The sequence below is a fragment of the Brevibacillus sp. FSL K6-6036 genome, assembly GCF_037964015.1.
Classification (GTDB): Bacteria; Bacillota; Bacilli; order Brevibacillales; family Brevibacillaceae; genus Brevibacillus; species Brevibacillus borstelensis.
This window is the reverse complement of sequence record NZ_CP150173.1, coordinates 4,040,551-4,064,638: the sequence shown is the minus strand read 5'-3', so window position 1 is coordinate 4,064,638 and position 24,088 is coordinate 4,040,551. Positions and strand designations below refer to the sequence as shown.

Annotated in this window: 29 protein-coding genes; 18 read left to right on the top strand and 11 right to left on the bottom strand. The window is 50.8% G+C overall.

Going from position 1 to position 24,088, the window contains the following annotated elements; translation table 11 throughout:
* The first annotated feature begins 324 nt into the window (after positions 1-324).
* Positions 325-957, top strand: coding sequence for a nitroreductase family protein (locus NST37_RS20195; RefSeq protein WP_024983084.1), 633 nt, complete (start codon positions 325-327; stop codon positions 955-957).
* A gap of 128 nt (positions 958-1,085) precedes the next feature.
* Here the strand turns inward: NST37_RS20195 and NST37_RS20190 are convergent, their stop codons facing one another.
* The 3 genes from NST37_RS20190 to glpX form a co-directional block, all read right to left on the bottom strand.
* Positions 1,086-2,252, bottom strand: coding sequence for a dicarboxylate/amino acid:cation symporter (locus NST37_RS20190; RefSeq protein WP_003389731.1), 1,167 nt, complete (start codon positions 2,250-2,252; stop codon positions 1,086-1,088).
* Between the two features lie 216 nt (positions 2,253-2,468).
* A complete protein-coding gene (locus NST37_RS20185) occupies positions 2,469-2,765 on the bottom strand; it encodes a DUF3055 domain-containing protein (protein ID WP_003389730.1) in 297 nt (98 codons plus the stop codon).
* Positions 2,766-2,775: 10 nt separating this feature from the next.
* Positions 2,776-3,750, bottom strand: coding sequence for a class II fructose-bisphosphatase (gene glpX / locus NST37_RS20180; protein WP_003389729.1), 975 nt, complete (start codon positions 3,748-3,750; stop codon positions 2,776-2,778).
* 333 nt (positions 3,751-4,083) lie between these two features.
* Here glpX and NST37_RS20175 point away from each other — a divergent pair, with 333 nt between their 5' ends.
* The 3 genes from NST37_RS20175 to NST37_RS20165 all read left to right on the top strand — a co-directional run bounded on the left by NST37_RS20175 (position 4,084) and on the right by NST37_RS20165 (position 6,094).
* Positions 4,084-4,518 (top strand): HepT-like ribonuclease domain-containing protein, encoded by a 435-nt coding sequence (locus tag NST37_RS20175; protein WP_243013796.1) that lies wholly within the window; start codon positions 4,084-4,086, stop codon positions 4,516-4,518.
* Positions 4,519-4,607: 89 nt separating this feature from the next.
* On the top strand, positions 4,608-5,243 hold the full coding sequence (locus NST37_RS20170) for a metalloregulator ArsR/SmtB family transcription factor (protein WP_003389726.1): 636 nt from the start codon (positions 4,608-4,610) through the stop codon (positions 5,241-5,243).
* A gap of 71 nt (positions 5,244-5,314) precedes the next feature.
* Positions 5,315-6,094: a TIGR01457 family HAD-type hydrolase gene (locus NST37_RS20165; protein WP_003389725.1), complete on the top strand. Its 780-nt coding sequence runs from the start codon at positions 5,315-5,317 to the stop codon at positions 6,092-6,094.
* A gap of 21 nt (positions 6,095-6,115) precedes the next feature.
* Here the strand turns inward: NST37_RS20165 and NST37_RS20160 are convergent, their stop codons facing one another.
* Positions 6,116-6,631, bottom strand: coding sequence for a phosphatidylglycerophosphatase A (locus NST37_RS20160; RefSeq protein WP_003389724.1), 516 nt, complete (start codon positions 6,629-6,631; stop codon positions 6,116-6,118).
* Between the two features lie 123 nt (positions 6,632-6,754).
* Here NST37_RS20160 and NST37_RS20155 point away from each other — a divergent pair, with 123 nt between their 5' ends.
* From NST37_RS20155 to NST37_RS20145, 3 genes are read left to right on the top strand one after another with little or no spacing between them, the layout of a single operon-like run.
* Positions 6,755-7,840, top strand: coding sequence for a hypothetical protein (locus NST37_RS20155; protein WP_339185697.1), 1,086 nt, complete (start codon positions 6,755-6,757; stop codon positions 7,838-7,840).
* Positions 7,797-8,756, top strand: coding sequence for a D-glycerate dehydrogenase (locus NST37_RS20150; protein WP_031932715.1), 960 nt, complete (start codon positions 7,797-7,799; stop codon positions 8,754-8,756). The genes NST37_RS20155 and NST37_RS20150 overlap by 44 nt, the downstream gene beginning before the upstream one ends.
* A complete protein-coding gene (locus NST37_RS20145) occupies positions 8,753-9,715 on the top strand; it encodes an alpha/beta fold hydrolase (RefSeq protein WP_024983089.1) in 963 nt (320 codons plus the stop codon). The genes NST37_RS20150 and NST37_RS20145 overlap by 4 nt, the downstream gene beginning before the upstream one ends.
* A gap of 20 nt (positions 9,716-9,735) precedes the next feature.
* Here NST37_RS20145 and NST37_RS20140 read toward each other — a convergent pair whose 3' ends face one another.
* Positions 9,736-9,957 carry a NifU family protein gene (locus NST37_RS20140; RefSeq protein ID WP_003389720.1) on the bottom strand — a complete coding sequence of 74 codons (222 nt, stop codon included), beginning with the start codon at positions 9,955-9,957 and terminating at the stop codon, positions 9,736-9,738.
* Positions 9,958-10,152: 195 nt separating this feature from the next.
* Between NST37_RS20140 and cysK the strand changes: the two genes are divergently transcribed.
* The 7 genes from cysK to NST37_RS20105 all read left to right on the top strand — a co-directional run bounded on the left by cysK (position 10,153) and on the right by NST37_RS20105 (position 15,521).
* Entirely contained in the window at positions 10,153-11,076 is a 924-nt protein-coding gene (gene cysK, locus NST37_RS20135; RefSeq protein WP_003389719.1) for a cysteine synthase A, read from the top strand.
* Position 11,077: 1 nt separating this feature from the next.
* Positions 11,078-12,214, top strand: coding sequence for a bifunctional cystathionine gamma-lyase/homocysteine desulfhydrase (locus tag NST37_RS20130; protein WP_024983091.1), 1,137 nt, complete (start codon positions 11,078-11,080; stop codon positions 12,212-12,214).
* Between the two features lie 33 nt (positions 12,215-12,247).
* Positions 12,248-12,586 carry a YuzD family protein gene (locus tag NST37_RS20125; RefSeq protein WP_003389717.1) on the top strand — a complete coding sequence of 113 codons (339 nt, stop codon included), beginning with the start codon at positions 12,248-12,250 and terminating at the stop codon, positions 12,584-12,586.
* 327 nt (positions 12,587-12,913) lie between these two features.
* Positions 12,914-13,270, top strand: coding sequence for a hypothetical protein (locus tag NST37_RS20120; protein ID WP_251255237.1), 357 nt, complete (start codon positions 12,914-12,916; stop codon positions 13,268-13,270).
* 105 nt (positions 13,271-13,375) lie between these two features.
* A complete protein-coding gene (locus NST37_RS20115) occupies positions 13,376-14,275 on the top strand; it encodes a hypothetical protein (protein ID WP_003389715.1) in 900 nt (299 codons plus the stop codon).
* Positions 14,276-14,530: 255 nt separating this feature from the next.
* Positions 14,531-14,872, top strand: a complete 342-nt coding sequence (locus tag NST37_RS20110; protein WP_003389713.1) for a hypothetical protein — start codon at positions 14,531-14,533, stop codon at positions 14,870-14,872.
* 178 nt (positions 14,873-15,050) lie between these two features.
* Positions 15,051-15,521 carry a DinB family protein gene (locus NST37_RS20105; protein ID WP_031932712.1) on the top strand — a complete coding sequence of 157 codons (471 nt, stop codon included), beginning with the start codon at positions 15,051-15,053 and terminating at the stop codon, positions 15,519-15,521.
* 216 nt (positions 15,522-15,737) lie between these two features.
* Here NST37_RS20105 and NST37_RS20100 read toward each other — a convergent pair whose 3' ends face one another.
* A complete protein-coding gene (locus NST37_RS20100; RefSeq protein ID WP_003389710.1) occupies positions 15,738-16,073 on the bottom strand; it encodes a hypothetical protein in 336 nt (111 codons plus the stop codon).
* Between the two features lie 97 nt (positions 16,074-16,170).
* Positions 16,171-16,743 carry a hypothetical protein gene (locus NST37_RS20095; RefSeq protein ID WP_339185694.1) on the bottom strand — a complete coding sequence of 191 codons (573 nt, stop codon included), beginning with the start codon at positions 16,741-16,743 and terminating at the stop codon, positions 16,171-16,173.
* A 383-nt stretch (positions 16,744-17,126) separates the two neighbouring features.
* On the opposite strand from NST37_RS20095, the gene NST37_RS20090 reads away from it, so the two are divergent.
* Together NST37_RS20090 and NST37_RS20085 are read left to right on the top strand one after the other, a co-directional pair.
* Positions 17,127-17,828 (top strand): hypothetical protein, encoded by a 702-nt coding sequence (locus tag NST37_RS20090; RefSeq protein WP_024983096.1) that lies wholly within the window; start codon positions 17,127-17,129, stop codon positions 17,826-17,828.
* Between the two features lie 15 nt (positions 17,829-17,843).
* Entirely contained in the window at positions 17,844-18,464 is a 621-nt protein-coding gene (locus tag NST37_RS20085; RefSeq protein WP_024983097.1) for a TetR/AcrR family transcriptional regulator, read from the top strand.
* Positions 18,465-18,484: 20 nt separating this feature from the next.
* On the opposite strand, the gene NST37_RS20080 is transcribed toward NST37_RS20085, so the two are convergent.
* Both NST37_RS20080 and NST37_RS20075 read right to left on the bottom strand, forming a co-directional pair.
* Positions 18,485-18,895: a hypothetical protein gene (locus NST37_RS20080; protein ID WP_003389704.1), complete on the bottom strand. Its 411-nt coding sequence runs from the start codon at positions 18,893-18,895 to the stop codon at positions 18,485-18,487.
* Between the two features lie 249 nt (positions 18,896-19,144).
* Positions 19,145-20,212: an NAD(P)/FAD-dependent oxidoreductase gene (locus NST37_RS20075; RefSeq protein WP_003389703.1), complete on the bottom strand. Its 1,068-nt coding sequence runs from the start codon at positions 20,210-20,212 to the stop codon at positions 19,145-19,147.
* A gap of 187 nt (positions 20,213-20,399) precedes the next feature.
* On the opposite strand from NST37_RS20075, the gene NST37_RS20070 reads away from it, so the two are divergent.
* The gene (locus NST37_RS20070) at positions 20,400-20,660 is read left to right on the top strand and encodes a DUF1450 domain-containing protein (RefSeq protein WP_327956353.1); all 261 of its coding nucleotides are present in this window, start codon (positions 20,400-20,402) and stop codon (positions 20,658-20,660) included.
* Between the two features lie 127 nt (positions 20,661-20,787).
* Here the strand turns inward: NST37_RS20070 and NST37_RS20065 are convergent, their stop codons facing one another.
* Both NST37_RS20065 and mqnE read right to left on the bottom strand, forming a co-directional pair.
* Positions 20,788-22,023 (bottom strand): MFS transporter, encoded by a 1,236-nt coding sequence (locus NST37_RS20065; RefSeq protein WP_122958463.1) that lies wholly within the window; start codon positions 22,021-22,023, stop codon positions 20,788-20,790.
* A gap of 191 nt (positions 22,024-22,214) precedes the next feature.
* Positions 22,215-23,318: an aminofutalosine synthase MqnE gene (mqnE, locus tag NST37_RS20060; protein WP_003389698.1), complete on the bottom strand. Its 1,104-nt coding sequence runs from the start codon at positions 23,316-23,318 to the stop codon at positions 22,215-22,217.
* Between the two features lie 431 nt (positions 23,319-23,749).
* Between mqnE and NST37_RS20055 the strand changes: the two genes are divergently transcribed.
* A complete protein-coding gene (locus NST37_RS20055; RefSeq protein WP_003389697.1) occupies positions 23,750-23,971 on the top strand; it encodes an aspartyl-phosphate phosphatase Spo0E family protein in 222 nt (73 codons plus the stop codon).
* Positions 23,972-24,088 lie beyond the last annotated feature (117 nt).

The window sequence follows — 24,088 nt, the reverse complement described above, 5'->3', positions numbered from 1 at the left end:
CCGCTTCTTGTTTATTGTCAGCTCATAAACAATCCCGAAAACCATGAATCCTGCAAAAAGATACAGCAAAAAGGCCCACATTGGCAAGAGAGATTCCTCCTTTACCGGTCTGTATAGAATAAGACGAAAAAGTCGGAAAAATGTTTCCATCTTCGTAAATAAAAGGGAGTAGATACGGAAACTGCTTTACTTATCTACCATAATTATATATACTTACTTTTGGTAACTTAAAAACGCATTCAAAATCCCAGGGACATAGTCAGTAGTGCTGATTACATTTCGTACATAGTTCGTCTTCGGGGAAAAAGCAGAGGAGAGAGAACGATGAAAGACCTGGTTTCGGTTATAAAGGAACGACGCTCTGCCAGCAAATTTATAAAAGGGCAGGAGATTTCAAAAGGAGAACTGGATGACATTTTTGCTCTTGTAAAGTATGCTCCTTCCGCATTCAACCTGCAGCATGCCCATTACATTGTGGTAACGGACCCGCATTTGAAGGAAAAGGTCTATGAGGCCGCTTACCGGCAGTACAAGGTTCAAACCGCATCAGCGGCAATTGTCGTTCTGGGAGATACGCTGGCTTATGAGCAGGCGGGGCGGATTTATGAAGGACTTCTGCATCTCGGCGTATACAACCAACAGGAGTATGACCAAATGGTCAGGGAAACTGTTCAGTTTTATCTGGATCGCGGAGAGGTATTCGCGAGAGAAGAGGCCATCCGCAATGCCAGCTTGTCTGCCATGCAATTGATGCTGGTCGCCAAGGAAAAAGGCTGGGATACCTGCCCGATGATCGGTTTTAACCCCGAGGCGCTCCGAGAGGCTCTCGACATTCCCGAACGCTACGTGCCGGTCATGCTGATTGCACTCGGAAAAGAGGATACTTCCAGCCAGAGACCGAGGGGCTATCGCAAGCCGGTAGGAGAGTTTGTCACCTACGACGAAAGCCCGAAGTAAAATGCAGCCACAGAAAACGTTCATTCATAGAAAAACTGCACCCCATATGTTCGCAATCGCTGACAAATGGGTGCAGTTTCTTTTTTTGCGTTTTTTCAATCGTTCTGAAATAGCTCATCCAGCCAGCTTTACGCTGCTTTGGACTTGCTCAATCCGTCTGTAATGACTGCAATTGCGCCGTCTCCTGTCACGTTGCAGGCTGTACCGAAGCTGTCCTGAGCGATGTACAGGGCTATCATCAAGGACGTGAGCGTGGTGCTGAAGCCGAGCATCGATTCCAGGAGACCGAGCGCTGCCATGACCGCACCGCCGGGAACGCCCGGGGCGGCAACCATCGTGATACCGAGCATGAGAATAAACGGAAACATGACTGAGAAAGATGTGGACATGCCGTTCAGCATCATGACTGCCATAGAACAGGAAACCAGGGTAATGGTGCTGCCCGACAGGTGAATGGTCGCACACAGCGGGATTACGAAGTCGGCAATTTTATCCGTGACTTTGTTTTCCTTTGTTTGACGCAGGGTTACCGGGATGGTGGCTGCAGAAGACTGTGTCCCGATCGCGGTAAAGTAAGCCGGCATCATGTTTTTCAAAAGAACAAACGGATTTTTCCGTCCGAACTGTCCGGCTACAATGTACTGGATGACCAGGTAAAGCAAATGCATCGCGATAATAATCACAAACACCTTGGCGAATACAGACAGGATCATACTGACCTGCCCGCCATAAGTGAGGTTCGCAAAAACGGACAAGATGTGGTAAGGCAGAAGCGGAATGATCACCGAAGAGATCATTTTCTCCACGATCTCCCTCAAGTCAACCATGACCCGCTGGAGCGAGTCTCCCTTGATCACGGAAGCGCCCAAGCCAAGGGTAAATGCCAGCAAAAGTGCGGTCATAACGCCCATGATCGGAGGCATATCCACGGAAAAGTAAGGCTGGACAAGCGCTTCTTCCGGATTGGCAAACGTTTTGGTCAATCCTCCAACCTCCAGAATGTTGGGGAACAGCCCGGAACTTACAAGATAGGCGATTGTGCCGGCAATAATGGTGGAACCGTACGCGACAGCGGTCGTCAATCCGAGGAGCTTCCCGGCTCCTTTGCCGAGCTCGCCAATACCCGGCGCGATGAAACCAATGATGATCAACGGGATGGCAAAACCAAGAAAATTGCCAAAAAGCCCGCTGTATGTAGCCAATGCCTTAATGACTGCCTCCGGTGAAATGGAGCCGATCAGAATCCCCAAAATAATTGCGATAATAACCTTGGGCAACAGGCCCAACCTTTTCATGGCGTAAACCCCCTGTAGAACTGTTTGTTTAAGGTGAACACATATCCACGTGGAATGGATTAAAGCAAAAGTAACATAAACAGATGTTGATGTCAGTATAAACGGGAAAAATAATAATATTTAAAATATTTAGTGCAAATAAAAAGAACATGCTTTTTTTTGCATGCTCTTTTGGATCATTGACCGTTTTCTTGTGTTTCTTTTCGCAAAGGGTCTTTAGTCGCTGTCGCCCGCCCCTGCTGTGTAGATGATCTGTTCCAGAAACGCCTTCAATTCTGCTGCCTCTGTTTCATTCAAATTAAAGGCGAACTCCAAGTAGCCCTCTTCCTCCAGGTCATCGCTGCCGATGATGGCGGAGCGGCCGTTTTGTATGTTTATGACCAGCTTTTTTCCGTAAAAGCGATTCGTCGTCATGATGGCCAGATCGAAGCGGGTCGACTCAGCCATAAAGCTGACGAACCGGGTCTTCGTTTCCTCTGACTCGTCGTATAGATAAAACAAATCGTTGGACATGTTCTTCCCTCTACCTCCCGATAAGATATTGTTTTTGGGTGAGATTGTGCAATGCCCGAACGAACCGGATGGTTTTCGTTTTGGCACGCATTACGATCGAATCGGTTTCTACCAGGTCATCACCCAGGTAGCGGACGCCCTTCAAGAGCTCGCCGTCCGAAACGCCCGTCGCAGCGAAGATCGCGTCGTCCCCCTTGACGAGATCGCTCAGGGTAAGCAGCTGCTCGGGGTCCTTGAGCCCCATTTTGATGCATCGCTGGCGTTCGGCCTCGTTTTGAGGCCGTAGCTGTGCTTGCATATCCCCATCCAGGCATTTGATCGCAGCCGCGCTGATAACGCCCTCCGGAGCACCGCCGATCCCGAGGAAGAGATCGATACCCGTTTGCGGCATGCAGGCTGCGATAGCCGCACCGACATCGCCGTCGCCAAACAGCTTGACGCGAGCCCCTTTTTCCCTTACAGCGTTGATGATTTCCTGATGCCGCTCCCGCTCCTGGATGATGACGGTAACATCCTGGATTCGTTTGCCGTTTGCCTGAGCGACGACTTCGATCATCTTTTCTACAGGGTCGTTGAGATGAATTTTGCCTGCGGCTCTTTTGCCTACGGCCATTTTCATCATGTACATGTCCGGCGCGTGCAGAAGCGTGCCTCTGTCTCCGATCGCAACGACCGACATCGCGTTGTTGTGGCCTTTGGCGACGATGGTCGTACCCTCCAGCGGGTCTACCGCCACGTCTACCTCCGGGCCCGTTGATTCGGCATGGCCCAGCTTTTCGCCGATGTACAGCATCGGGGCCTCATCCAGCTCGCCTTCGCCGATGACGACCGTTCCCCGCATATTGATGGTGTCAAACATCGTCCGCATGGCGTTGGTAGCGGCTCCGTCCGCTTCGTTTTTCTTGCCGCGTCCCAACCAATGGGAAGATGCCAGGGCTGCCATTTCCGTTACACGTACGACTTCCAATGCCAGTTCGCGTTCCACTGTTTCAAGCTCCTCCTTGTGCCGCAAAAAACTCAAAACTCATTGTAACACAAAAAACCACAGGTTTTCGTGACAGCACGTACAATTTTGGTATACTGTTGGATGAAAAGAGGTGAGTCGAATGAGCAATTCCTACTTGCAGGAAGGGGAATTGGTTCTGGTTGTTTTACTCCTTACTTTTGTCATTACGATATGGTACGCAAAGCGCAAAAAACGGAACAAATAACCATTCGCAGAAAATGATGCCTCTTCCTCACTAGTTATTCCCAGTTTACCCGGGTTGGCTTTGCGCAAATATCGGAAGAGAGGCAGTATCGCATGAGGGGGATTGTCATGTACGACGTAAATACAAAGCGGATCGATGAGGTATTGGGGTATATGTCGCAAATGCTCGCGCTCCTGGAAACATTGGCATCTCGCAGGCAAGATGCTTTGCTTGAAGACAGGGTGGCGGTTGCAGCGATGGAAAGAGCCCTGCATCTGTCCATTGAAGCGATCCTGGACGTCGGCAATGCGCTGATTGACGGATTTATTATGCGTGATCCGGGGAGCTATGCGGATATTGTAGAGATTCTGCGGGACGAGCAGGTCATCAGTGACGAGCAGGCGCGCGTTTTGACTGAGATAGTCGAATTCCGCAAGTTTTTGGTCAATGAATACGCAAAGATTCCACACGAAGCGATGATTCCACTGGCCGCAAATGGTTTGCCTGTGCTGCGGCAATTTGAGCCGGCAGTCCGGGCCTATTTGGAAAAAGAGCTGTTTTAAGGGCGCTCGTGGATTTTATATACAAAACGATTTCTTTTGTTTACTAAAGTGGCTAAGTTCGGTACAATGGAGGAAAGGGCGGTGATACAATGAGTACCGAAAACACATCTACCCGCGACCAGATTTTGAGTATGCTAAAGGTGAAGGGGTCGCTTTCTGTCAGTGACATGGCCGTAGATCTGGGGATTACGGAGATGGCCGTACGGCGCCACCTGAACACCCTAGAGCGGGATAACCTGATCAAGTCGACGTTGGTTCGGCAGGCTATGGGACGCCCGACGAATGTGTATTCCCTGTCGCAAGAGGCTGATGAGCTGTTTCCGCGCAATTATTCCCATCTTACCTTGGATTTCTTGCGCGATTTGCAGGATATAGATGGAAATGGAAAAGTAGAAATGCTGTTCCGCCGTCGTGAAAACCGACTGGAGGAGGCGTATCGCAACCACGTCCAGGGGAGCCTGGAAGAGAGAGTGGCCAAGCTGGCTGAGCTGCAAAACGAAAAAGGATACATGGTAGAATGGGAAAAGGCGGATGAGGAAGGGCATTATCGCATCCGCGAGTTCAACTGCCCCATTTCACAGGTAGCCCGTGAATTCAACCAGGCTTGCAGCTGTGAGCTCTCTTTGTTCCGCCGGGTTTTGAAGGCAGATGTCGAACAGACCACCTGCATGGCCAAAGGCGGGGAGAAATGCGTGTTTGAGATTCGCGAAGCGAACAAAGCATAATCTCGGAAAACAACAACGACAATCATCCACTCGGTTTCGGGTGGATTTTCTTGCATAGAGGAGGATATTTTGTGAAGACATACCGAGGCTACTTGCTTGATCTTGACGGAACCATTTACCGGGGCAAGGAAGTCATACCCGGTGCAGCAGAATTCATTTTGCATCTGCGTAAGGCGAAAGTGCCGTACCTTTTTCTGACCAACAACTCGGCTGCCACATCGGAGCATGTAGCTTCGCGTCTGCAGGCCATGGGAATTGCCGCAGCGGCAGATGATGTGTATACCTCTGCCATGGCAACGGCTCATTTTCTGGCAGAACATGCCTCACCGGGCACGCCGGTCTGCGTCATCGGCGAGGAAGGCTTGCGAACGGAGTTGACGCGTCAGGGCTTCGTCTTGACAGAGGAAAAGCCGCATTACGTCATCGTCGGAATTGACCGGGCCTTTACCTATGAAAAACTGACAGTCGCCGCACGTGCTATCCGCGACGGGGCTACGTTTATTGCAACGAATAGAGATGCGGCCCTGCCTTCGGAAAATGGACTGTTTCCCGGGAACGGTTCACTGGTAGCCGCTGTTTCCGTCGCTTCCGGAAAGGAGCCGATTGTGATTGGGAAACCGGAGCCGATCATTGTCCGCCTTGCCCTGGAAAAGCTGGGAACAGCAGCGGAGGAGACCCTGATCGTCGGTGACAACCTCTTTACCGACATCGATGCAGGGGCCGGAAGCGGGATCGATACGCTTCACGTCCTGACCGGTTTTTCCAGTGCAGAGGATGCGCAGAACCATCCCAATCGTCCCACGCATTCGGCAGCCGATTTGTCGGAGTGGCTTCGCCGCATCTCCTCGTAGATCATTCGCAGAGTCGCAGCCTCATAGACAGGACTCTTCCTCCTGTTTTTGCCGATGGGCAATGCGGCTGGAGGCTGCCGCTGCGACTGCGCCTACCAGATCGTCTAAAAAGGTATGGACACCAAAGCTTTTGTCGTTTAACTGCTTCAGTTTCCCGTACTTCAGTTTGTCTACATAGCCGTAGTTGGTAAATCCGATGCTGCCGTACAGATTGACGATGGCCAGCGCCATCACCTCGTCGATGCCGTAGAGGGATTCATCAGTTTCGATAATTTCTTGAAGCGGGGAAAGAAGCTGCTTTTTTTCCGCAAGCATGTCCAATTGAATCCCGGTCATCAGCGCATTTTGCACCTCGCGTTTTCTCAGGACGGCGGCTACGCTTTCTCTGCAAGCTTCCAAGGTCAGATGAGGGAAGTAGTCCTTTTGCAGGAACAACACGATTTCTGCGATATCATCCACCTGTACTCCTCGCTGCTTCAACAGCTCCAGCGTGACTTCATAGCAGGTCATGCTGTTGAGCGGACTGTATTCTTTCATCAACCGGACCTCCTCGCACGCTTATTCGTGGCACGAAGGTAGTATTTACAAGGAAGTAGGCACCTATCCCGGTGTTCTGACATACCTTGCTTCATGAGAAGGTGTGCAGGGAGGGTTGTTCTGATGGAGTATCATACGATTTTGCAGGAGGCATACGGACTGTCTCTCGTCAACTACAGTCGAAGCGGAAACGCTGCGCGGTTGAAGACAGACCAGGGATTGTTCTATCTCTATGAAGCTCCAGCTGTTTACAAATACAAAAACAAGTTCATTGAAAAGGTAAGAAAACATCTCAGCGGGCAAAAAGTGCTGAAGCCTCTTGCGCTGATCAAGACGGTCAAAGGCCAGCAGCACGTCGTCCACGACGACCAGATTTTGTATGTGTACCGGGGACTTAGGGAAACGGTTCCGGAAAATCAAGCATTCCAGTGCGGGCAGGCACTCGCCCACTTCCATCAGGGGACGGGATCGCTCAAAGGGGATAAGCTGTTTTTGCCCTACAGCTCGCTTGGTACCTGGCCTGCGATGTGGCGGAAAAAGCTGCGCCAGTACGAAGGATATCGCGATGATATGGACGAAGTTGATGTGGAGATCACTGCTTTTGACGAGTACCTCTTGACCAGCTACACCTATGTTCATCAGCTCGGAGAGACAGCGGTCCAATATTTGTACCACGCCGATTACGACAAAGTGGTCAAGGAAACATCTGCCTGCGGGAAAGTGGCGTACCAGAATTTTGAACAGGACTTCATTCTCTGGGACGAGGAAAGAGGCGCCCATCTGACAGGAGAGTGGAACTGGGTCTTGGACATGCGCTCGCGCGACATCGGGCAGTGGATCAAGGCCGAGGTCAAGCGCAGCGGATGGGAAGAAGAGCGGATCGCGAGCTTTCTCGACGGGTACAACAGCGTGACGCCCCTTTTGGAAAGCGAGTACGCCGTCATTTACGGTTTGATGCTGTATCCGGGGAGATTTCTCAAAGTGGTGGAAGCCTACCGGGAGCTGTCCCCCGAAGAGAAGCAGGAAGTCGACGGCAGAGGATGGCAGGAGCAGCTGGATGAGGAACTGATAAAAATGGAAGAGGCGCTGCTAGCATACCCGGTGTTCATTCACCGGCGGTACGGCGTTTCGATTCCGCAAATTGATTGGTTGTGGAGGCCAGAAGATGAAGAAACCGATCGTGTTCGTGACGAGGCAAGTAGCGAATGAAGCAATCGCGTATGTAAAAGAGATAGCTACGGTCGACGTATGGGAGGAGGACCGTCCCTGCCCGCGGGAGATTTTGCTCGAAAAAGCGGAGCGGGCTGACGGACTTCTTGCCATGCTGACTGACCGGGTCGATGAGGAACTGCTGTCCCGGGCCAAACGGTTAAAGGTTGTGGCCAATATGGCGGTAGGATACGACAATATCGATGTTACGGCAGCGAAAAAGCGCGGCATCCAGGTAACCAACACGCCTGATGTGCTGACCGAGGCAACCGCCGATTTGACCTTTGCCCTGTTGATGGCGGCAGCCAGACGAATCACGGAAGCAAACCGCTTTTTGTTGGCGGGTCAGTGGACGTCGTGGAGCCCGACATTGCTGGCGGGGCAAAATGTATTTAATGCGACGCTGGGGATTGTCGGCATGGGGCGGATCGGGGAGGCTGTAGCCAGACGAGCCAAGGGCTTTGGCATGAGTATTTTGTACTGCAACCGCCACCGGAAGCCGGAAGCAGAGCAAGCGGTCGGTGCCCAGTATCGCGAGCTGGATGATCTCTTGAAACAGGCGGACTACGTCGTCATGCTGACGCCGCTGACTCCGGATACGGCGAAAATGATCGGGGAGCGGGAGTTTTCCCTGATGAAGCCGACGTCGGTATTCGTCAACGTGTCCAGGGGCGGTACAGTTGACGAAGAGGCGCTTTACAAGGCACTGGCAGAGAAAAAAATCTGGGCCGCCGGATTGGATGTATTCCAGAAGGAGCCGGTTCCGTTGGATCATCCGCTGCTCACACTGCCCAATGTGGTCGCCCTGCCCCATATTGGCAGTGCTACATATCAGACACGCATGGAGATGGCAAAGCTGGCCGCGGTCAATATCCGGGCAGTTTTGGAGGGAAAGGAGCCTGTTACACCAGTATGAACATCATGATGATCGCAGTCGTGATCGCAGTGGCAGCAATCGCGGCTGCAGCAGCGGTAGCCCTGCGTGTTACCTGGAAGCTGACTCATCCCCGCCGAAAGCCGGTGGAAAGCAGACCGGAGGAGTATTCGCTGCAGGCCTATGAGTCCGTCTCCTTTCCGAGCAGAGAGAGCGGGATAACGATTCGCGGCTGGTATATTCCGGCAGAAGGAAACGGGTTTGAGAAAAGCGACAGGACGCTGATTTTTTCTCATGGCTATGGACAAAATCGCCTGGAGCCTCATCTTCCCGCCTTGTCGCTTGCCGCCGACCTGGTCTCGAAAGGCTACAATGTGCTCCTGTTTGACTTTCGCAACAGCGGGGAATCCTCGCCGGCATTGACGACGATCGGTCTTCGGGAGCAGCAGGATTTGCTGGGAGCGATTGACTTTGTCAAAGCGACGCGGCCCGAACAAAAAATCGGCCTGGTCGGCTTTTCCATGGGGGCAGCCACCTCCCTGATGGTGGGAGGACTGGACGAGCGGGTAGAGACGATCATTGCTGATTCGCCTTTCTACTCCCTGCAGGAGTATCTCGAGGAAAATTTGCCGCAGTGGACAGGCCTGCCCCGCTTTCCGTTCAACTGGCTGATTTTGACGCTAAGCCCGCTCATGCTTCGGGCCAACCCCAGGCACGTCAGGCCGTATGAAGCTGTGAGACAGGCGGATAAGCCGATTTTGTTCATCCACGGAACGAAAGATGCGACTGTGCCGTGCTCCAACAGCGAGCAATTGTATCGGCTTGTGACTCACGAAGCTTCCCGTCTCTGGCTCGTACCGGGAACGGGGCATGTGCGGAGCTATCCGCATGATCCGGAAGCGTATATAGACCATGTGATCGATTTTTTGCGGCACGCCTGGAATAGCGAGGCGGAGACGAAAAGCTTCGCACATGCAAAAAAGCCCTCGCCGATCGACTGACCGGAAAGGGCTTTTTCAGCTTAGAATACTTGTTGTACTTCCTTCACGCCTGGAATCTCTTCCAACAGTGCGCGCTCAATCCCTGCTTTCAGGGTGATGGTCGAAGAAGGGCAGCTACCGCAAGCTCCCATCAGACGAAGCTTGACAATGCCATCTTCCACATCGACGAGTTGCACGTCGCCGCCGTCGCGTTGAAGATAAGGACGCAATTTATCGAGGACTTCTTCTACTTGGTCGAACATGTTATCCATGGGTACTCACTCCTTTCATTCCTACCTCTATTATAATCCTCGTGTCAAAAGAAATCCATGACCGGTTCCCCGGCCGCTGCACTTTGTATAAATTGGGCGGCTTGCGCTCCGCGCGTGGACTTTTTGTTATGGCCTCATGTTATAATAAAACGGAAACGAAACAAATACGATGAGGGGTCTGGTGCCGTGAACGTATATGGAAATATTAAAGAACTGATCGGAAATACGCCGATTGTCGAATTGACGAAGTTTTCGCTCCCGCAGGGCGTCCGCTTGTTTGCCAAGCTGGAGTATTTCAACCCTGGCGGAAGCGTCAAGGACAGGCTGGGTGTCGAGCTGATTCGTGCTGCTGAGGAAAGCGGCCAGCTTCAGCCGGGCGGCACGATTATCGAACCGACTGCGGGAAATACGGGGATTGGCCTGGCTCTGGCGGCCGTCGGGACTGAATACCGCGTGATCTTTTGCGTTCCGGAAAAATTTTCCGAGGAAAAGCAAGAGCTGATGCGCGCACTTGGCGCAGAGGTCGTCAATACGCCGACCGAGCTGGGCATCAAGGGTGCCATCGCGAAAGCGCAAGAGCTGGCCGCAAGCATCCCGGGCTCGTTCGTCCCGCAACAATTCGCCAATCCGGCCAATCCGGACGCACACTACAAAACAACGGGACCGGAAATTTGGGAACAAATGGAAGGGAATGTGGATGTGTTTGTAGCGGGAGCAGGCTCCGGCGGTACGTTTATGGGGGCAGCCCGGTACTTGAAAGAGAAGAATCCGCAGGTCAAAACCGTGATTGTCGAGCCGGAAGGGTCCATCCTGAACGGCGGCGAGCCCGGTCCGCACAAGACGGAAGGCATCGGCATGGAGTTTTTGCCGCCGTTTATGGATACCGGCTATTTCGACGCGATCCATACCATCCTGGATGTGGAGGCCTTCAAACTGGTGAAGGAGCTCGCTGCGAAAGAAGGGATTCTGGTCGGCAGCTCTGCAGGTGCGGCCATGGCAGCGGCACTGCGGGAAGCGCAAATCGCCAAGCCGGGGACGAATATCGTTACCTTGTTCGCGGATGGAAGCGAACGCTATCTGAGTAAAAAAATCTATCAAGGGGGCATATAAGATGCGCATCAAAACGCGCCTGATTCACGGAGGAATCGAGGGAGATCCACACACAGGAGCAGTTTCCGTCCCGATTTATCAAGTGAGCACATACAAGCAGGAAGCGATCGGCCAGCACAAAGGCTTTGAATATTCCCGGACGGGGAACCCGACCCGGCATGCCCTGGAAACGTATATCGCCGAGCTGGAGGGCGGTGCGCGTGGACTGGCGTTTGGCTCCGGCATGGCGGCGCTTTCCACGATACTCTCCATGTTCAACAAAGGCGATCACGTGGTAGTCGGGGACGATGTGTACGGGGGAACATACCGCGTCATTACCCGCGTGTTCTCGCGTTTGGGCCTGGAAGCCACCTATGCGGATACGAGTGACGGAGCTGCTGTAGAAGCAGCCATTCGCCCGGAAACAAAGGCGATCATCATGGAGACGCCGACCAACCCGCTCCTGAAGGTAAGCGATATTGAGTCGCTGTCGAAGGTTGCGAAGAAGCATGGCATTCTGTTGATCGTCGACAATACGTTCATGACGCCGTATTGGCAAAATCCGCTCGACCTTGGAGCAGACATCGTCTATCACAGCGCAACCAAATACCTTGGCGGCCACAGTGATGTCGTCGCCGGTCTGGTCGTAACCAAGGATGCGAAACTCGGGGAAGAGCTTCATTTTCTGCAAAATGCGATTGGGGGCATTCTCGGTCCTCAGGACTCCTGGATTCTGCTGCGCGGCATGAAAACGCTCGGCATCCGGATGGAAGAGCACGAGCAAAATGCTCGTACACTGGCCGAATGGCTGGAAAAACGAAGCGATATTTCTCGGGTGATTTATCCTGGATTGGCCAGCCATCCGCAGCATGAGCTGGCGAAACGCCAAGGTCGCGGCTTTGGCGGCATGATCTCCTTTGACGTGGGAAGTGCGGCTCGTGCAGATGAAGTGCTGTCCCGAGTGAAATATTTTACGCTCGCCGAGTCTCTGGGTGCTGTCGAAAGCTTGATCAGTGTTCCGGCACGGATGACGCACGCCTCGATCCCGGCAGAACGCCGCGCCGAGCTCGGAATTACCGATGGCCTGGTCCGCATCTCTGTCGGAATCGAGGATGTACAGGATTTGATGGAGGATCTGGAACAAGCGCTCTCCAAGTGATAAGATGGAGAAAATGTGGAGGGGGCGGAAAGCGTGAGTGTGGAGATAAAGGTGTACGGTACAGAGCAGTTGTGTGCAAGCTGCGTCAATTTGCCTTCAGCCAAGGAAACGGCTGAATGGCTGCAGGCAGCGGTTGGCCGCAAGTACGGGAACGACAATGTCCGCATCACGTATAGCGACTTTCAACAGCCGGAGACAGAAGAAGACAAAAGCTGGGCGAAGCGCATACTGGAGGAAGATTTGTGGTATCCGCTTGTCGTAATTTCCGGGGAAATTGTCGGCGAGGGAAATCCCAAGTTGAAAAGTGTTTATGAAAAGCTGGAGAGCATGGGCTTGCAGCCTTTGGCTGCTCCTGTTGACAGCGATGAATAGATCAATGGTTTAAATAGCAGTAGGAAGCGGTCAGACGAGATTTACGGTCTGGCCGTTTTTTTGTTTATGGAAACGGAAACCGATCGTGCTGTTGAAATGTGAGAAGACGTTCGACAAATGGAAGGGATGCAGGAAATAAGGTAAAAGTAGAGGCAGAGATAGATGGAGATTGAGTTTTTCTTGCTTGCATCAATAGGTCCGGATGATTACATAGAGGAATACGCCTACGAAAGATTATTTGATTTCATCACGTTTGTTTAGCTAGGAAGGAAAACGGCCAATGGCTGGGAATACTACCGCCTCCAGCTCAAGCCGGAAATGGTTCCGATGCAATACCGGGATGTATTGTTCATCAACGGAAGAGCGTATCAGGAAGGCTCAGACCCGTGGCCATCCGATGATAGAACCTATACCATACGAAAAAAAGTAACGGAATTTGCTGTTCCGCGCTTTGACCAAATGCTTGCGCAGGCAAGAGCGGACGCGCTGAAGCCGCGGGCCTGGGACTGGAGCCGCGACCTGATCCACCATCCGAAGTTTACCAAGCAGGTAGCTGCCTATCGGAAAAACAAGACAAGCAAAAATTTGAATGCCGTCTATCAAGCGGTGCGCAAGCATTATAATCTGAACCGCAAGCAAGATTCGGTCGAAGTGATCAAAAGCGTGCTGAATCATGTGAAATAGCAGATTTTTACCTCTTTGTTTTTGTTTCGTCATCCGTTTGTAACGAAAGATAAGGGGTTTCGTCCTATAGTTATGAATGTAACCATCACCAAGGAGGAAATCACAATGAATAACAAATGGATGAAGCCCGTTACATTCCTGCTGCTTGCCGGCGTAATCGGAGGTACTGGTCTGACGGTGGCCCATACAAAAGTAGCTCATGCGGACGCAGAGAAAGGAAAGCCGTTTGCAGCAGCAGCAGAACTGAAGCTGGACAAGAACACCTATGTCATCGACCAAAAATCTGCTGATGTCAACGGCGATAAAGTAGCGGACACGGTATACCTGGTAGGAGTAAAGGAAAAGGCGGACGATATATACGCCGCCGATATGAACATCGTGGTTCAGGACGGAAAGACAAAAGCCTACAGCAAAACCGAGATGAAGGACCTTGGCGGCTATGAGGGCGAGCTGACTCTGCTCGACTTTACGGGAGATCACGTCGCCGATGCCTTTGTCAAAACGGCGACAGGCGGCAGCGGAGGCATCTACAACCATGTCATTGCGACATTTGCGGACAACAAGGGGAAAGTAATCTTTGGCGAAGAAGAAAACGAAGGAATCCGCTACGAGGGCAAATTCGCAAACGGTTTTAAGGTGGAAGGAAAGGGGACCCATCTGCAGCAGCCGTTGACTCTCGATGTACAGGCAAACAAAGAGCTTTATCAGATGGCCAAGCTGTACGACAAGGACGGCAAGCTGCTGAAAAAAGATGACGACTTGTCCGTCTATTCCTATCCGTTCGGCTCGCTGCAGCCGATTGATATCGACAACAACGGAACGTTTGAACTGATGGGCGAGCAGCGGATCGTCGGGTTGAACAATACGGATACCGTTTCCACACTCAAGTCGATCTGGGGCTTTGGCAGCGAAGGCAAATGGGCACCATGGGAAGTGGAATACTCCACCTTCCTCTTGAAGCATCCGAATGAAGCGATCAATGTCACGCCTGATGCAAACGAATAAGACAAGCTGCGACCTGCTCAAAAATCTGTAGCAGGCAAGGAAAAGACGCGGTGACTGCCGCGTCTTTATGCTGTTATCAAGTTGTTTTCTGAAACCAAGTTTTTTCTGTTACCAAGAATTTTTCCTGTCGCCAAATTGAATGAAGCCCGCTAAACCCATCTCTGTCTAACCCGAAATAAGCTGCCAGTCACTGTTCTACCCCTCCTGTTTTGTTCATATATATCGACCGACATGGACAAAGGGGGAGACGATGGAATGGAAGCGCGGTTGGCACGCTATTATCAGCTAAAAGAAGAGCAGAAAAAAATCGAGGAAGAATTGCAGGGGATCAGACAGGAAATCCTTGAAGAATACCCTGACGCGGGGTCCGTAATCCTTGGTGATTACAGGTTGGCGATCAGCTTTCAGGAAAGGCGCGAATATTACGACGACAGACTGTACAACGCCCTGCCTGAGGCTTCTTTGTGGAGGCTGGTGTCGAGAGCGGATGCAGGAAAAATATCCAGCTTGCTAAAGCTGAACGTCATCCATGAAGGAATATTGGAAGGGACGTATGAACTGAAACGAGTCCCGGTCGTAAAGGTTCAAAAAAACTGAATAAATGAGGCTAACCACGGAACCACTGGTGGATTAAACATTTAGGCAACTTCCAAAGAAATCATTGTAGGGTGACGGATTATTGGTAAAACCAAGAAGGTATTTGTTCTATAACGAATAATAATATTTGTTATCGAAAGCTTCCTGTGACACAAATAATAATGAAGGAGAAGATCGGATGGAAAAATTGATCGAGGATTATAGCCAAGACTATGCGCTGCTGCGAGAAGCCGTCGAAGGATTGTCTGAGGAGGAACTGCGTTTCCAACCTGGACCGGACAAATGGAGCATCCATCAGATTGTGATCCATGTGACGGATGACGAAATCCTGTCGACACATCGGCTAAGAAAAGTCTTGGCTGAGGAAGAACCGCTTCTGCTATCATTTGATCAGGAAGCCTGGACGGATAACCTGGGATATGGACGGTTGGACCGAGAGCAGCATCTGCTCCTGTTCCAAAATCTGCGGGCCAGCATGTTGCCACTTCTGGAAAATCTGACTCCCAAGCAGCTTGAGCGGGTCGGGAAATATCCCGATGGAATGCGGTACACGTTCAAAGAGCTGCTTGAATTACGCGTCCAGCATGTCCGTGACCACCTCGCTCAGATCGAGCGAGTAAAGCAGGTATTCCGGAAAGATAGGGGATAACACGATACTAACAAAGAGCTCTCGTTTAACAACAAAAGCCGATCATTCTTCTTTATAAAGAATACCGGCTTTTACTTTTTATCCATCCTTATGCCATTCATTTTTTGAAAATAGGTTTTTCTCGTCAGTCTGACCGGAGCGATGCTCCGGTTTTTGTGTCTTGCATGTCTGAAGCCAGTTTAAGAGAAAACGATGGCTGCAAGCAGTTGCAACTCTTTACTTCGCAGCGTATTTATTCGGTTTGTCCTTTCCCTTGCTGAAGAAAAGCATCCACCAAACCAGCAAATACAAGTAACCCGCGCTGACATACACAGACCAGACAGCACCTTCTTGCAGTTGACTGATCAAATGATTCAATTCATGGGTGCCCTCTGCTCTTCCGATGCTGTTGACCAAACTGACAAGAGGGACGGTGATTGCGAAGATGATAGCGACAATCGACGCGCTTTTCATTTTCTTTCGAGCAAGGCTCCACAGGCCCAAGGCTAATGTAGCAAACAAAAAAAGGTAATAAATCGCCCAAAACCAGGCAGGGAGGGTTACCATACTCATTTTTTTGCACCTCTTTCCATTCGACTCTCTTTACGATCGATGTCCGATACAAACAGGGAGCTATCCTGCACTGCAATTTCCTTGCATAGAGGATGGATCATTGCCCTTTCCTTTTCACATAGCTGAGATAAGCAATAAAAACAGCCGCAATGGAAACCAGCAGTCCGATTATCCACACGTTTTCCTGCTTTTCCCAAAAATCGCTTGGTTGGCTATTTTCTAATGGTGGCGGGTACGCGGTTACAGGCGTTCCCGGGCCGATGGCAAGCAAATCACCCGAGGCATCGGAGAGAAGCGCCGTTCTAGTGCAGATATTGGTCGCCAGCCCGCCTGATTCACTGTAGTACGTATCCGGGTGGGCATACACAAGATAATCATTGCCTGCTTGGAAGGCGATGCCGCAGTCGCCGTCTCCGCTGCCCGTTGCAACGAGAACCTGGGATTGATTCACTCCTTTCCACGTAGTGTTGACCTGAAATTGCACCTCATGTCCATACTCTGCGGAATTGACTGCTGTAACCGTACCTGCAAAGACGGCTTCGGCCTGTTCAAGCGCTTTTTTCGGAGTCGGAGGCTGGGCGCAGGAACAGGCATAGACACTCGACGGAGTGAAGACAAACGAAAAGAGAAGCAGGAGAAGCACCAATCCGAATGCAAACCACCTTGCCATACAATCACCTCGACGTAAAGACGCAGCAGCTGCAATGCACGTTACATAAACGAGGAAAAAATGTCATGAGTCAATCCCTTAAAGTCAGTAATCAGGGGAGTTTTCCTTGCAGCTCGGAAGGAGAGAACACGAAGAGACAACTGAAGAACAGAGACGTGAACTACATGTTGAGAATAATAATCTCGATTTGCCTATTTACAGAAGTCGAACAAAAAGTCATAATTTGATTATATGATCAATAATTTGGTTAATCGATCAAATCATTTCATCCACTTGTCTCGCTCCTCAGACCTGAGAGTTAGGGAGATGTAATATTGGGTGTCTGTTGCACTCCCATTCTCTAGATTCAAAGACGTTTCTTATGAAAAGGGGTAAGGTAGTTTATGTTCAAATCTCAACAGAGCAACAAGCATATGACAGTTATTGGACTTGCGCCAGTCGAGCGCGTTCTTGTGATGCTTACTCCACCTGTTTTGGGAATGATTCTAGGGTATTTCTTGCCGTCAATTGCTGATTGGGTTGCCGGATTGCCTTGGTTCCCACTTCAAGGTCCTTTGCAGTTGGTCGCTTCCTTTGATGAGAAGTGGGTGGCGATTGTAACGACTTTTTTAGGTTTGATTGCAGGTGTATGGCTCTCTGCTGTGGCGATAAAAGAAAGCCTTGTAATCGCTGTTTCCGATGATGAAGTAACAATGAAAATCAATGATGGTACTCAACGGTATTCCAAATCCGAAATTGCGTCGGTGTTTATTGACGGCAAGGAGCTTGTCCTGCTTGGAAATACCGGTCAAGAGTTAGCGCGCGAAGCTTATGAATCAACGCCTGCCACTATCGCTGATGCGTTTGTCAAGCACCGTTATCCATGGTCGGTAGAGGGGGACCCCTATGAGGCAAAATATCGCCTTTGGGTGGATCAAACGCCAGATTTGTCCCCAGCCTTAAACGCTCTTTTGAAGGGCCGCGAGCAAGCATTGCAAGAGAAAGACGTGGAATCGGCCAAAGAGATGCAACGCGAAGCTTGTAAATTTGGCATAATGGTAAAAGACAGAGGGAAGTTTCAGTACTGGAGAAACCTAAGCAAATAAACGAGGTCGATCAGGATGAGAACGAAAAAAACAGATGAAAAAAAATCTTTTATTTCCGAGGCCAGGCGCGCGCAAATCGTCGATGCGGCGATTAAGACCCTGGATGAGATCGGGTACATCCACGCCAGCATGGCCCAAATAGCAAAAAAGGCTGAAATTAGCACGGCATTGATCTCATACCATTTTAAGGACAAAAATGATTTGATGGACTATACTTTGATGAAGCTTTTATCTGACATGTCCTCTTATGTTTTGGAACGTACGCAAACAGCAACCACTCCCCGCGACAAGCTCCGCGCCTATATCGAAGCCAGTATTGCCTATCATGCCAATAAGCCTGAATACAATATAGCTTTGATTGAGATCGTCTTTCATGCGCGGACGGCCAATAACGTCCCCTATTATAAGCTGGACGACGATGAAGAGAATCCTCTGGAGAGCGAGCTGCAGCAAATTCTGGTTGCGGGACAGGAGAAAAAGGAATTCGGCGAGTTCAATGTTTTGGCTATGGCAAGCGCAATTCGAGGAGCGATTGACGAATATATATTCAACAGGAAGCTGAACGGCAGTATCGATCCGCAGTCGTATAGTACCGAACTTGTGAATCTTTTCTACCGTGCGGTTTTAAGAGAATGAAGGAAAATTTCTTTGAACACTTACTGCACGAACCAGCGGCATCGGTTTTTATATTCGTCCTCGGAAAGATTCCGCTGCTTTTCAATTCCGGTCAGGCTTACGAGGTCCGGACGATCCCGTACGGTTAGGGAGACGAGACCATACGGGGGCTGTCCAAATGCCTCGCCGAATGTAACGACTTCGATGACTACCTCGAAGGCCGGGAGTCTGGGGTCGCCCAAACGCTTGATGCCGGCGATTTTTCCGCAGCCAAAAGGCCTTTGAAGAGTGCTGCCGATCAACTCCAGGTAGCGGTTTAGCAGGGCGCCTTCGAGAAGCTGCTCGCGGCCAGGTGCGGGAGATGCAAATGAAAGCCGTACTTTCTCCGACGCGGCGGCGGCAGCTTGTAGCTGTTCTTGCCCAAATGCCGCGGCGGTAGTGTGAAGTGGCACTCGCTCAGATTCCGAAGCAGAAGTGTAATGCGGCACTCGCCCGGCTATTGAAGCGTCAATGTATCTGTAAGTAAATGTTACAGGGACCAACAAAAGGAAAAGGAGTGCATGTTTCATTGACTCACCTATACGGGGGAAGACTTTCGTACGAATATGCCGTTAGTATGAGGAGACCATCAACAAACCATGCAGCAGAGCAAACAAAAAAGCCCTCGGCTTACGAGAACCGATAGGCTTTCTATTGCCGGGCTAGCCCAGATGTTTCTTGTACATCCAGAGAATGCCGCTTTTTATGACACGAGGCATCTGGCCGACCAGGGATACTTTTCCGAGGACGCCGAAGCCTTCTTTTTTACCCAGAGAGCCGAACATTCCCTTGTGCTTGATAACAGGCAGCGAGGCAGGGTACTCTTCGCCTTTCATATCCTTTTTCAGCATGAGTGCAATTTGCTCTCCCTGCAGTTCTGCTGTTTGTGCGCTCGGCGCGTAAGGAAGGCTCGCACAGTCGCCCACTACGTATACATTGGGGTAGTTGGGAACCTGGTGGTAGGCGTTCAGCTTGGCTCGTCCAATGTTATCCGTTTCGATCGGCAGCCCGCGGACGATCCGGTTTGCTTGAATACCTGCGGTCCAGACGATGACATCGCTCTCAACCGGTTCGTTATGGTTGTACACCACACCCGGTTCGACGCGATTCACGTTTGCCATCGAGACCAGTTGGACATCGTGCTCAATAAACCATTGGGAAGCGTATTCTTGCAGCTTTTTCGAGAACGGGCTGAGAATGCTCTCGCCGCGGTCCACGATGCGAATGTTCAGATCGGCACGGCTTTCCCGGAGTTCGGAGGCAAGCTCAACGCCGCTAAGTCCTCCACCGACGATGGTAACCATACTATATGGATTGAGGTTATTGATTGCCGCATACGTATTTCTTGTTGCGGCCATGGTCTGGATCGAATTGGTGAACTCTTCGGCTCCGGGAATATCGTGATAACGGTCTTCACAACCCAGTGCCAACACCAGCCAGTCATAGGAAAGCGTATCGCCGTTGTCAAAGTTGACGATTTGTTCGTCCAGGTTCACTCCTGCTACTTCTCCGTACTTGATTGTTAAACGAGGATCGCTGGGAAAAGCGACGCGTACGGCCATTTCCGGCTCCGTACCTGCAGCCAGAGCGTAATACTCCGTCTTCAATCCGTGAAACGGCATCCGGTCCACAAGCGTGACAAAGACGTCATCTGGTAAATCAGGGGACAGGATGCGCTCAATAATTCGCAGACCCCCGTATCCTCCGCCAAGGATAACAAGTCGTTTCATAGAAGGTCTATCCTTTCTTCTGTCCGTTATTTTACAGCACCCACTCTATTGTTGTTCTCTTTCGCTTAAATTGCAAGCAGAATCTTTTTCCCAGATAACGGTGCACTTGTGTACTGAATTTTTCCTTGAGAAGCGGTACAATAAAGAACGAAATACGAAGCCGATAACTATGGCAGGTGAGAAATAGATGAAGCCCTTAGTAGAATTTTGCGCGAGTAACGTTTCTTCCTATACAAAGCCAGTAATGGAAGCGCTCGAAAATGACCCGGAGCTGGATGTCGACGTGCTGGAATACGGCTGCCTCGGATACTGCGGCGAATGCTACATGCAGCCCTTTGCCTTGGTAAACGGGGACCTGGTGCAAGCGGAAACGGCCAATGAGCTGTTGGAAAAAATCAAAGCGAAGCTCAAGGCAGATGAAGAAGAGCTGGAGGACTTTCCCTTTTGAGCAATCGGGAAGGGAAATGAGCAGCTTCGTTTGACCTGTTGCGATAGTGAAGGGCTGTCCCCTCGTAAGTCTTTACGAGCGGGACAGCCCTTTTTCATTGCATGCGAGTGCTTTTTATAGGAAACGGCTACTCGCTGCCTGCGCTTGCTTCGGCTGCCCTGTCGCGAAAGAACAGCCTGGCGAACGGCAGATGGGTGACCAGCATAAATCCGAGGCACACTAGCAGTACAGAGAATATCGGCAGTGTAGTGAGGAGCGCACCCGATAACATGATGCCAGCCGCATAGCATGTATCCAGTACCGGCAAGGTCATGCTATTGAACAAACCTTGCTGCTCATACGGAATCCGTGTCTGTATCACCGAGAAGTAAATGATCGTCGCCACGATTTCAAACACAGCAGCCAGGACGAGGACGAAAAGGGTCCAGGTAAGCCCGAGCGGAAAGGCAAGGCCGGTCAAAAGGACAGCTTCCCCCAGTCCAAACAGGAAATAGACCCAGGTCAGGGAGTACGTCCGTGTCAGCCGGTTTACAACCCTGTCGCAGACAAGTGCTCCTGCGAGCGACCCCAACCCCTGTGCTGCCAGAAGCAGCCCCCAGTATTGCTGGGGATCTCCGTACAAGCCGGCAAGTGACAGCAGAAAGATCTTCAGCATTCCCAACAAAAGGGAATACCCGATGGCTGTCACGACAAAAGCAGCGATCATCCGGTCACGAGAAAGCAATCCGAAAAAGGCAGGGAGCGCCGAGAAAATCGCTTTTGTAAAGCCATTTTCGTTCTCTGCCTGCTTTTGGCTTTCCGCTGCCGGAAGCATGTAAAACAGAGCAAATGCAGCAAGTCCGGCAAAGGAGCAGAGCAGAAGCATCGTTCCGATGCCAAAAACGAGGATGGCCATGCTTGCGGCCAAGGGCCCGATGATTTTGCAGAGGCGCTCGATACCCATGATTGCTGCGTTTCCCTGAATCTCCAGCCCTTTTGGGATGACCCTGGCCCGCAAGGTGAGCGAAGCGGGAGACCCTGCTGTTTTCGCGATGCCGATGCCGAGCAGAATGAGCTGCACCTGCCACAGCGAGGATGACAGGGGCAAGAGCGTGACCAGGATGCTGTAAGCCGCGATATCCAGGGTCGTCACTCTTTTTGCGCCCCAGCGGTCAATCCAGGAGCCGATGATTGGACCGAGCAGGATGCCGGGCAGCAGTTCAATGACAATACTGAAGACAAATTCTTTCCCCAGTCCGTAGCGTTGGTGCAGAAACAGCGGGATAGCGGTAACCAGCATCCACTGCGTCCACTCCCACAGAAACAAGGCAGCGAGATAGCGTCGGAACATCTTTTCATTTTTTGCTATTTTCCAGAAAATCAATTGAGATCCCCCCAAGTTATGAATTGCCTAACCGGGGGGCTGCAACAATTAAGAGCGGCACGGTTCACACCTCCTGAACATTTGAAAATGTCTTACAATCAGTAACGTAACAAAAATGGCTGATAAAAACAAATAAAAAGACAGGACACCGGTTAAGGCGTCCCGTCTGCAGACTTCAACAGCGTATTCGTTTAGTGTTCTTTGACAACATTGTAGAAGGTGTCGCGTTCCAGCGCGCGTTTGCCGGCGCCCTTGATCAGCCAGACCAGCTCATCGACAGTGAGCGCTTGCTGTGTAAGCGCCCCGGCGGAGTGGCTGATGCGCTCCTCGATCAGCGTTCCGTGCACATCGGACATCCCCATGGTCAGGGACAACTGGGTCAGCTGGGTGCCGATGTTGATGAAGTAAGCCTTGATGTGCGGGAAGTTGTCCAGCATCAAGCGGCTGATCGCCATTGTTTTCAGGTCGTCGATAGCAGAGTTGCGGCGTTTGATGCCGGCTGTCGCTTTGATCGGCTGGACCGCCAGCGGGATGAATACCAAAAATCCGTTGGTTTCATCCTGCAATTCACGCAGGCGGAGCATGTGGATCACGCGTTCTTCCAATGTTTCGATCGATCCGTACAGCATGGTGGAGTGAGTTTTCATACCCATTTGATGGGCAGTACGGTGCACTTCCAGATACATATCTGTCGATGCCTTTTCCGGACTCATTTTCATGCGGTACCGCTCGGTCAGGATTTCCGCGCCGCCTCCCGTCAAGCTTTCCACTCCGGCCTTGCGCAGCTCCTCGAGCACTTCACGGATGGACAGGCCAGAGATGCGGGAAAAGAACTCGATCTCGGCACCGGTGTACGCCTTCATCGTGACATGCGGATACGCTTTTTTCAGCGTGCGGATGTTGTCGAGATAGTAATCAAACGGCACATGCTGGTTGTGGCCGCCGACGATGTGAAACTCGCGGATGCCTTCGTGGTAGCGAGTCTCTACATAGTGAAGCAGCTCTTCGGTGTTCATCGTATAAGCGCCGTCTTCGCCCAAGTCGCGGCGGAACCCGCAGAATTTGCAATGAGCCTCGCAGACGTTGGTCGGATTAATGTAGAGGTTTTGAATAAAGTAAACATTGTCTCCGTTTTTCCGTTGGTTGACCAGATTGGCAAGCTGGCCGATCGTCAGCAAATCATTAGAATTAAAAAGGGTGAGACCGTCCTCCAATGTAAGTCGTTCACCGGCAATTACCTTGTTGGCCACTGTGGACAAATTTTTGTCCTGAAGAACAAGGGTGTCGAGTGCCATCATAAACACTTCCCTTCAGCTAGAATTACTCGCAATTCTGTGATGTTGTTCGAAAGGGTATCAGTCTCTGCCGGGCACTAAAAGCCAAGGAACACTCCTCCAAATGAAGCCTTCCGTTCAGCGAGAGCGTCGACAATCAGCGCCCCGTAAGCAACGACAATAGTTCTACTCTTCACATGAGCAGTCTGGTGATCTGTAATCAATGATTACCCTTTTCCTCACGATAACAAAAGCACCTATATTATAAACCTCTTCAGGAAGGGGAACAATATGAGAAGTTCTGAGAAGTATCGTTTGTAAAAATATAACAAATGTCGCCAAATTTCCAGATCTTTCATGGTTATAAAAGGAAAATTTGTTTGCCTAATGTCTTATCATCTTGTAAAATAAAGGTACGAAAGCCTTAATGATCTTTAGGAGGAGCTTCAGCAATGCGGGACGTTTTGCTTGAAAAAATTGAACTCCTTCGACAGCGTATGGTTAGTATGGGGTTAGAGTTTGGGTTGGATCATCCAGAAGTACTGGAATACAGCAAGAAGATTGATCAACTTCACAACGAGCTGAACCAAATGGATCATAATCTGTCCAAGGTAGGTAAAAAGAAGCAGTCCTACTGCTTTTATATTTTGGATAAAAAGGCCTATTTTGCATAAGAGGGGGCAACCCTCTTTTTTTGCTGCCTTTTTGGGCCCGCCAAAGTGCAGCGCAGTCTTGAGAGCACAGGTGCTTCTTCGGTATACTGTAAGGAGAACGCCGCATCATAGTAACAA